This window comes from Frankia sp. CoBUL1, assembly GCF_978021245.1.
In genome coordinates this window covers 1-8,187 of the sequence record NZ_CDXDOS010000153.1, presented here as the reverse complement: position 1 = coordinate 8,187, position 8,187 = coordinate 1, and the positions used below count along the sequence as shown (strand labels likewise).

At 71.4% G+C, this 8,187-nt stretch carries 7 protein-coding genes; all 7 read right to left on the bottom strand.

Annotated features, from left to right (window positions below):
• Positions 1-105: 105 nt before the first annotated feature.
• The 7 genes from AC08OX_RS11995 to AC08OX_RS11965 all read right to left on the bottom strand — a co-directional run bounded on the left by AC08OX_RS11995 (position 106) and on the right by AC08OX_RS11965 (position 8,119).
• Complete coding sequence (locus tag AC08OX_RS11995) at positions 106-1,653, bottom strand: NAD(P)/FAD-dependent oxidoreductase (protein WP_476607894.1); 1,548 nt, start codon at positions 1,651-1,653, stop codon at positions 106-108.
• 167 nt (positions 1,654-1,820) lie between these two features.
• The gene (locus AC08OX_RS11990) at positions 1,821-2,624 is read right to left on the bottom strand and encodes a uracil-DNA glycosylase (RefSeq protein ID WP_476607896.1); all 804 of its coding nucleotides are present in this window, start codon (positions 2,622-2,624) and stop codon (positions 1,821-1,823) included.
• A 56-nt stretch (positions 2,625-2,680) separates the two neighbouring features.
• Positions 2,681-3,748, bottom strand: coding sequence for a Ppx/GppA phosphatase family protein (locus tag AC08OX_RS11985; protein WP_476607893.1), 1,068 nt, complete (start codon positions 3,746-3,748; stop codon positions 2,681-2,683).
• A complete protein-coding gene (locus tag AC08OX_RS11980) occupies positions 3,745-4,377 on the bottom strand; it encodes a DUF501 domain-containing protein (RefSeq protein WP_476607895.1) in 633 nt (210 codons plus the stop codon). Before AC08OX_RS11980 ends, AC08OX_RS11985 begins: the two co-directional genes overlap by 4 nt.
• A gap of 80 nt (positions 4,378-4,457) precedes the next feature.
• Positions 4,458-4,832, bottom strand: a complete 375-nt coding sequence (locus tag AC08OX_RS11975) for an FtsB family cell division protein (protein WP_476607892.1) — start codon at positions 4,830-4,832, stop codon at positions 4,458-4,460.
• Between the two features lie 4 nt (positions 4,833-4,836).
• On the bottom strand, positions 4,837-6,120 hold the full coding sequence (eno, locus tag AC08OX_RS11970) for a phosphopyruvate hydratase (RefSeq protein WP_476607891.1): 1,284 nt from the start codon (positions 6,118-6,120) through the stop codon (positions 4,837-4,839).
• Between the two features lie 391 nt (positions 6,121-6,511).
• A complete protein-coding gene (locus AC08OX_RS11965) occupies positions 6,512-8,119 on the bottom strand; it encodes a S49 family peptidase (RefSeq protein WP_476607890.1) in 1,608 nt (535 codons plus the stop codon).
• Between the last annotated feature and the right edge of the window lie 68 nt (positions 8,120-8,187).

Below are 8,187 nucleotides of genomic sequence, written 5' to 3'. Positions count from 1 at the left end.
CACGAGGGCCGGTGAACCATCGCAACCGGGCGACGATTCACCGGCCCGCGGGCTCCCGGCGTCCCTACCGTCACACGCCGGCCACGGTGCCGCCGGGCGTTCAGTTCACGTGCCGCGCGGACCGGGCGTCCGGCTCCGGCCGCGGGAGATCCTGCCGGTCGGTGCGGCCCGGACGACATCCTCACCCGGGGACGCGTCCTCACCGCCCTCGGCATCGCCGGGCGAGTCGGCGGCGACGGCGGACGCGGGGGCGCCGGACGCGGGGACGAGAGTGGTCCCGCTCCGCCCGGTCGTCGTGGCCGGAGTGCCGGGCGTGCCTGGGGAGATGGCCGCGGCGAACGCGGGCGGCATCGCCGCCCGGCGGAACTCGGCCCGGGGATCGGCGAAGGATCCGAGCGAGACGATCTCGCGGCGGAAGAACAGTGCCAACGACCAGTCCGCGACCACCCTGGTCTTGCGGTTGAGGGTGGGAACCCTGCTCAGGTGGTACGTCCGGTGCATGAACCAGGCGGGCCAGCCGCGCAGCTTGACCCCGTAGACCTCGGCGACACCCTTGTGCAGGCCCAGGGACGCCACGCTGCCGGCATAGCTGTGCGCGTATGGTTCGAGGGGCTCACCGCGCAGCTCGGCGAGGATGTTGAGGGCCAGCCGGCGGGCCTGGCGGACGGCGTGCTGGGCCGAGGGACCGGTCGTGACATCCTCGCCCCTGGTCAGGTCGGGCACGGCCGCGCAGTCACCCGCGGCCCACGCGTCACCCACCCCGTCGACCTGCAGGAAGGCGGTCGCACGCACCCGGCCTTGATCGTCCAAGGGCAGATCCGTGTCGGCCAGCATCGGGTTCGCCCGCACCCCGGCCGTCCACACGATGGTGCCCGCGTCGAACTCCTCACCGTTATTCAGCACAACCCGCCCACCGACCAGGCTCTCGACCCGCGTGTTCAACCTGACGTCGATGCCCCGGTGCTCGAGCTGCCGGAGGGTATAAAGCCCCATTCCGGGTGAAACCTCGGGAAGAATACGGCCGGCGGCTTCAACGAGGACCCACCGCATATCCGTCGGTTCCAGATCAGGATAGAAAGAACACGCATCGCGGGCCATGTCCTCCAACTCGGCAAGAGCCTCTATTCCGGCATACCCTCCGCCGATGAAGAGAAAGGTCAGCGCCCGGCGCCGGACCGCGGGATCGGTCACCGAGGCGGCCGCGTCCAACCGGCTGATGACCTGATTACGGAGATAAATGGCCTCGGCCGCGCTCTTGAAGCCGATGCCCTGCTCCGCGAGACCTGGGATTGGCAGGGTTCGCGCCACCGATCCCGGACACATCACCAAGATGTCGTACTTAAGATCAAATTTCTCGCCAAGGGATGGTTGGATCACGGCGGTCCGTGTCCCATGCGACACCTGAAGCGCGCTTCCGCTGACAACCCGACAACCCTTCAGCACCTTACGTAGTGGTACCACCACGTGCCGTGGCTCAAGGTTGCCGGCCGCCGCTTCCGGGAGGAAAGGCTGATAGGTCATGTACGAGTTGGGCTCGACGACTGTGACCAATGCCTCGTCCTGGCGCAGCTTCCGCCGCAGCCGCAGGGCCGTGTACATGCCGACGTATCCTCCGCCGACGATGAGGATGTGCGGTGGTTGCCCGTAGCCCATGGCAAAAACGTACCCACGAGGGCCGTGTTACACCCTGGTCCCGGGCTGGCCGCCCAGCTTTTTCGTGACGCAGGACACGAATACCGGCGGTCTTCGGCCCGTGGTGCCGATGCGTGTGGACCGTGTTCCGGCTCACCTTCTGTGTCGACGGCCACAAGGACAAAGACTTACCCGGCCCGCTCAACCACTTCCGCGAGCTCCGCCGCCGTGCCAAAAATCGTGTCAAGCATCACTTCGGTGACCCGACCGGTGAAGGTGTTCTGCTGGCTTGGGTGATAGCAACCAACGACCGACACCCCGGATACGGGAAGTTCGACCCGCACGCCGTGCCCGAACGACACCCGGCGCGGAGGAACCGGGAATCCGGCCTGGACCAGGGCGGGCCAGGCGAATCCACCGAGGACGACGATGACCCGCAGGGCGGACCGGACAAGCTCTAGGTCACGCACCAACCAGGGCCGACAGATGTCACGCTCCGTAGTGATCGGCTTGTTCGCGGGCGGAGCGCAACGGACGACGGCGACGATGCGCGTGGCCGTCAGACGCTGACCGTCCCCGGCGGACACCGAGGTCGGCAGCGCCGCCAGCCCGACGCGGTGCAACGAGGCGAACAGCCAGTCGCCGCTGCGGTCCCCGGTGAAGATGCGTCCGGTGCGGTTCCCTCCGTGGGCCGCGGGCGCCAGACCGATGACGAGGATCCGGGCGTCGCCCGGGCCGAACGAGGGCACCGGACGCCCCCAGTAGGCCTGTTCGGCGAAGGCCGCCCGCCGCACCGCCGCGACTTCTTCCCGCCAGGTGACCAGGCGCGGGCAGGCCCGGCAGACGGACATCCGGGCATCGAGCTCCCGGGTGCCCGTCGCGTCGGCGGCCAACGCGCGGACCTCGGCCGGCGTGGCTGCGACCGGCGTGTCGGCGGCGGCGAGGTCCCCCGGCCAACCGCTTCCCGGCCGCACCGGACTCCCTGACCGCACCGGGTCACCCGTCCCGTCCGTCACCCCCGCCCCACCGGTCCTCCTACAGCCGGTCCTCATACCGACGGGCCGGCGGTGACGGGCGGCGCCGCCCGCTCGGGCCCGGTGGCCGGGGCGCCCGGCGCGGCGGCCAGGGCCAGCGCTATCCCATCGAGGATGTCGCGTTCGCTTGCCACCACCGCCGCGGCGCCCGTTCGCTCGACCAGGGTGCGCAGCACGAGCGCGCCGGCGGCGATGACGTCCACCCGACCCGGGTGCATCACCGGCAGGGCCGCGCGCTGGTCGTGCGTCATCCTCAGCAGCCGGTCCGTGACCTGCGCGACCTGCTCCGCCGTCGTCACGGACAGGTGGATGCGGGTCGGGTCGTACTCGGGGAGATCAGCCGCGAGGGCGGCGACCGTGGTGACGGTCCCCGCGACGCCGACCAGCGTCGCCGCCTCGGTCAGGGGCACGGTACGGGCGGCGAGGTCGAGTGCCGCGTGCACGTCGGCGACGATCGCCGCGGCCTGCGCGCCGATCGGCGGATCATCGTGCAGGTGCCGCTCCGCCAGCCGCACGCATCCGACGTTCACCGAACGGGCGGCCCGCACCCCGCTCACGTCCCCGAGGACGAGTTCGGTCGAGCCGCCGCCGATGTCGGCGAGCAGGATCGGCGTGGCGACCGGGTCGGATCCCGCCACGCCCGGCCCCGTCGGCGCGCCCTCGACCGAACCGGCAGACGAACTGGCGTCAAACGAACCGGCTCGGCCGACGAGGTCACCGATGGCGCCGCCGAAGGACAGGGCCGCCTCCTCGTTCCCGCTGATCACCTCGGGGTCCACACCGAGGATCGCGCGGACCCCGGCGACGAGCTCATGGCGGTTGCGCGCGTCGCGGGTCGCGCTCGTGGCGACCATCCGCACCCGTGAGGCTCCCAGCCGCTCGATCTGCTCGGCATAGTCCCGCAGCGCGGTGAAGGTGCGGGCGAGCGCCTCCGGCGCGAGCTCACCAGTCCGGTCGACCCCGGCCCCCAGCCGGACGATCTCCATCTGGCGGGTCAGCTCGTGCAGGGTGGATCCCTCGACGTCCGCCACCAGCAGACGGATCGAGTTGGTTCCACAGTCGATCGCGGCGACCCGACTCACGGTCTCTCCTCCCCGGTCAAATCTCCTATCGGATCCCCCGTCGGGTCCCCTGTCGAACGACTGCCGGTCGGTCCGTCGCCCGCCGCCCCGCCGCCCGGGGCGGGTCCGGGCGCCTCGGCCTCGTCAACGCCCGGACATCGGCCACCGGCCACGCACGGCCCCCGCCGACCCCAGTCGGGAACAGCCGCAAGGGCCTCGTCACCGAACGGATTGACTCCCGGACCCACGGCGAGACTGTGCGCTACGAGGACGTGCAGGCACTTGACCCGATCGGGCATGCCACCCGCGCTCGGGGCGGCGGGCAGCACCTCGTGCGCGTCGCGCCGGGCGAGGTAGTCCCGGTGGGCGACGGCGTAGGCGGCGGCGAGCCGCGGATCCTCCGTCAGCCGGGCTGTCATCTCGCGCATCACCCCGGCCCCCTCCAGCCGCGAGATCACCGACGCAGCCCGGGGGCAGGTGAGGTAGTACAGGGTCGGGAAGGGGGTGCCGCCGGCAAGCCGCGGTGCGGTCTCGACCACGTCGGGAAGACCGCACGAGCAGCGATGGGCCACCGCAAGGACGGCTCGCGGCTCGCGGGAGAGCTGACGGCGCACGATCTCGAGATCCTCGGCCGTCACCGCCGGTGCCATACTCGCCCCCTCGCCGTCATCACCGTCCGCCAAGCCCGTTCCTTCGCCGCACCGGGGTCGGGGCTCCCGCCCCGTGACCGCTACGGCGTCGAGATCTCCGACCAGAGTCGGGCATACCAGGCCGAACCCCCGGACGACCCGCCGCGGGTCTCGTCGCCGTCCTTGGTGGGTGCCGGTTTGATCGGCATCAGGTACGCCCGCTCACCGGGCTTGACGTAATGCAGCCGACGGCGCGCCTCGTCCTCGACCCAGGCCTGGTCGTCGTAGCGCTCGACCGTCGCCCGCAGCTCGTTGACCCTCGCCTGGGCCTGTGCGTTGGTCCGGCTCAGCTCGGAGAGCTTGGCCTGCTGCTGCAGGTACAGCCGCAGCGGATAGGCGAGGGTCAGGACCAGCACGCAGATCACGACGGCGAGCAGGGTCGCCCTCGTGGTCAGCGCGGCGTTCCGCGGCGGCATGGGATCAGCCGGCTTGCCTGCGGCGGGGGAACGCGGCGGCGCCCGCGTACCGGGCCGCGTCGTCGAGTTCCTCCTCGATGCGCAGCAACTGATTGTACTTCGCGACCCGCTCCGAGCGCGCCGGGGCGCCGGTCTTGATCTGACCGCAGTCGACCGCGACGGCGAGGTCGGCGATGGTGGTGTCCTCGGTCTCGCCGGACCGGTGGGACATCATTGCCCGGTAGCCGCTACGGTGGGCCAGGTTCACCGCGTCGAGCGTCTCGGTCAGCGTGCCGATCTGGTTCACCTTCACCAGCAGGGCGTTTGCGGCCTTCAAGGCGATCCCGCGGGCCAGCCGCTCCGGGTTGGTCACGAACAGGTCGTCCCCGACGAGCTGCACCTTGCCACCGAGCCGCTCGGTGAGCGCCACCCAGCCATCCCAGTCATCCTCGGCCAGCGGGTCCTCGATGGAAACGATCGGGTAGGCGGAGACGAGCTCGGCATAGTAGTCGCTCAGATACTCTGCGCTACGTGAGTTGCCCTCGAAGGTGTACGACCCGTCCGCATAGAACTCGGTGGAGGCGACGTCCAACGCCAGGGCGATGTCCGTCCCCAGGGCGAAGCCGGCCTTGTCGATCCCCTCGGCGATGAGGTCGAGAGCCTCCCGGTTGGTGGGCAGGCTCGGCGCGAAGCCGCCCTCGTCGCCCACACCGGTCGCCAGGCCCCGCGCCTTCAGCACGCTCTTGAGCGCGTGATAAACTTCCGCACCCCAGCGCAGCGACTCGGCGAAGGTGCTCGCGCCGATCGGAGCAATCATGAACTCCTGAATGTCGACGTTGGTGTCGGCGTGCGCACCACCGTTGAGGATGTTCATCATCGGCACCGGGAGCAGGTGCGCGGTCGGACCTCCCAGGTACCGGAACAGCGGCAGGCCGCTCGACGACGCCGCCGCCTTGGCCACCGCCAGGCTGACCCCGAGCAGGGCGTTGGCGCCGAGAGCCGACTTGCCCGGGGTACCGTCGAGGTCGATGAGCGTCGCGTCGAGAAGACGCTGCTCGGTGGCCTCCAACTCCATGATCGCCGGACCGATCCGGTCGATCACCGCGGCCACGGCCTTGGTCACGCCCTTGCCGCCGTAGCGGTTGTCCCCGTCGCGCAGCTCGACGGCCTCGAAGGCACCGGTGCTCGCCCCGCTGGGCACCGCGGCGCGGCCCAGCGTGCCGTCCTCCAGGACGACCTCGACCTCGACGGTGGGGTTACCGCGCGAGTCAAGGATCTCGCGGGCTCCGACGGCCTCGATAGACGGCACGGCTTCGACCTCCGGTATGCGCTCTGACACGGAACGATGACGCGGTGGCAGCAGCGGACCGCCACAGGCCGGTGACCGGAAGCCACCACGCCGCGGCAGGCCACCGGGGCAGACCCTGATGGCCTGCCGCGGATCGTGGCGCGGGACGAGCGGTGCCGTCCGGACGAAACCGGTCGCTGCGAGACTACCGTCGCCCCACGGCGACGCGACGCCGGTCCCGGCCCGGCGCGGCGCGTCCATTCACCCGCGGCGGGTCCGTTTACCGGCCACCCGACGGTCATTATCACCACCTGCCTGGCCGTCGGGCACCCGGGCGTCGATCCTCCCGCGGACGGCGGTGTCACGCATCCCACAGGCCGGCGAGTTCGTTGTGGGCCACCGGTGCGGACCGCTAACCGATCCGCCCGATCGGCGGCATGACCAGCGGACCGGCCGAGGGCAGACCAAGCCGCGCCGCCAGCGGTGCCAGCGCCCCCCAACCCGGGACGAAGCCGGCACCGGGACCAGCGCCGAGCAGGCCCAGGGCGGACCCGGCCAGCGACCCGGCCAGCGACCCGGCCAGCGACCCGGCGGCCCCGCGGTCCTCGCTGGACTTCGGCGACCGGACCCGTTCCAGCACCGACGGCTTGGGCGTCAGCCGCACCCGCGGAGTCTCACCGGCCGGCAGACCGGCGCGCGACCAGGCGAGTTCGATCGCCTGCGCCAACCCGCCGAGGACGTCCACCAAGCCGTGCGCATGGGCGTCCGCGCCGGTCCACACCCGGCCGCGGGCCAGCTGGTGCGCCTGGTCCCGGGACAGCCCGCGAGCGACCGCCACCTTGTCAACGAAGTCGGCGTAGACCCGGTCCAGGAACTCCTCCAGTTTCTCCCGCTCCCCCGGGGTGAAGGGCCGCCGCGGCGACATCATCAGCGCATGCTCGCCCTCCGCGACGGCACCGAAGCCCACTCCCACCTTGTCGAGCAGTCCGCTGATCACCTGTTTGCCGGCGAACACCCCGATCGAGCCGGTCAGCGTGCCGGGGTTCGCCACGATCGCATCGGATGCCAGGGCGACGAAGTAGCCACCAGAGGCCGCCACGTCACCCATCGAGACGATCAGCGGCCGGCCGCTGGCCCGGAACCGCTCGGCCTCCCGGCGGACCAGGTCGGATGCGACGTAGGAACCCCCAGGGCTGCTCACCCGGAACACCGCCGCCGCCACCGCGGGATCACGCGCGGCGGAACGGAAGGCCGCCGCGGCGAGCACCGGCCCGGAGAACGGACCCGGGGCACCGTGTCCGAGGACGACCGGCCCGGTCCCGTGGATGAGCGCGATGACCGACTTCTTCGGGTCGCGATGCGGCGCCGTCACGGAGGGGGCCAGCGCACTCGTCCCGATGCCCGCGGCCTCGTCCGGGTGGAGGTGGGCCTCCCCGGCGCCGTCGGGACGGGAGCCGTCCCGATCATCGGGAACCTCGCGGAAGAAGAAAGCCGCCGGACCGCCAGCCGCCAGCGCCGCCACGCGAAGCGCCGGGAACTTCTCCCGCCGCTCGGCGGACCGCCGGTAGGCGGAGGCGTACATCAAAACCGGCTCCGCGCCGGACCCGCGGCGCGCATCCTCCCGGCCCGCGCCCTCCCCGTCACCCCCGAATCCGGCCGACGGCCCCCGCGTCACCCGTTCCCGTGCCGCCGCGTACACCTCGTCGCGGTAGCCGAGACGGTCGACGAGACCGGTGTCGAGCGCGACGGACCCGGCCAGCGGTCCGAGATCGATCAGACGCCGAACCCGGTCGGTGGACAGCCCGCGTCCCTCGGCGATGCCGGCCACGATCTGGTCAGAGCTGGACTCGATGATCCGGCTGACCGCCTCCAGGTGCGCCGGGGTGAAGTCCCACTCCACCAGCGTGTTGACGGCGTTCTTGTACTCGTACCGCTGGCCGATCTCGACGGAGATACCGAGCCGGTCGAGCGCTCCCCGCAGGAACGGCGCCTCCATCCCGAGACCGGTCAGACATCCCATGTTTTTGGCTGTCAAGCGGCGAGGTTGAGTGTTACGGTCTGTGGCCAGGCGGTTGCTTCTTTGTAGGT

What these genes read in the sequence shown, in the direction of transcription:
- AC08OX_RS11995 (WP_476607894.1), bottom strand. Translation starts at nt 1,653, where the DNA reads ATGGGCTACGGGCAACCACCGCACATCCTCATCGTCGGCGGAGGATAC.
- AC08OX_RS11980 (WP_476607895.1), bottom strand. Translation starts at nt 4,377, where the DNA reads ATGGCACCGGCGGTGACGGCCGAGGATCTCGAGATCGTGCGCCGTCAG.
- AC08OX_RS11975 (WP_476607892.1), bottom strand. Translation starts at nt 4,832, where the DNA reads ATGCCGCCGCGGAACGCCGCGCTGACCACGAGGGCGACCCTGCTCGCC.
- AC08OX_RS11965 (WP_476607890.1), bottom strand. Translation starts at nt 8,119, where the DNA reads ATGGGATGTCTGACCGGTCTCGGGATGGAGGCGCCGTTCCTGCGGGGA.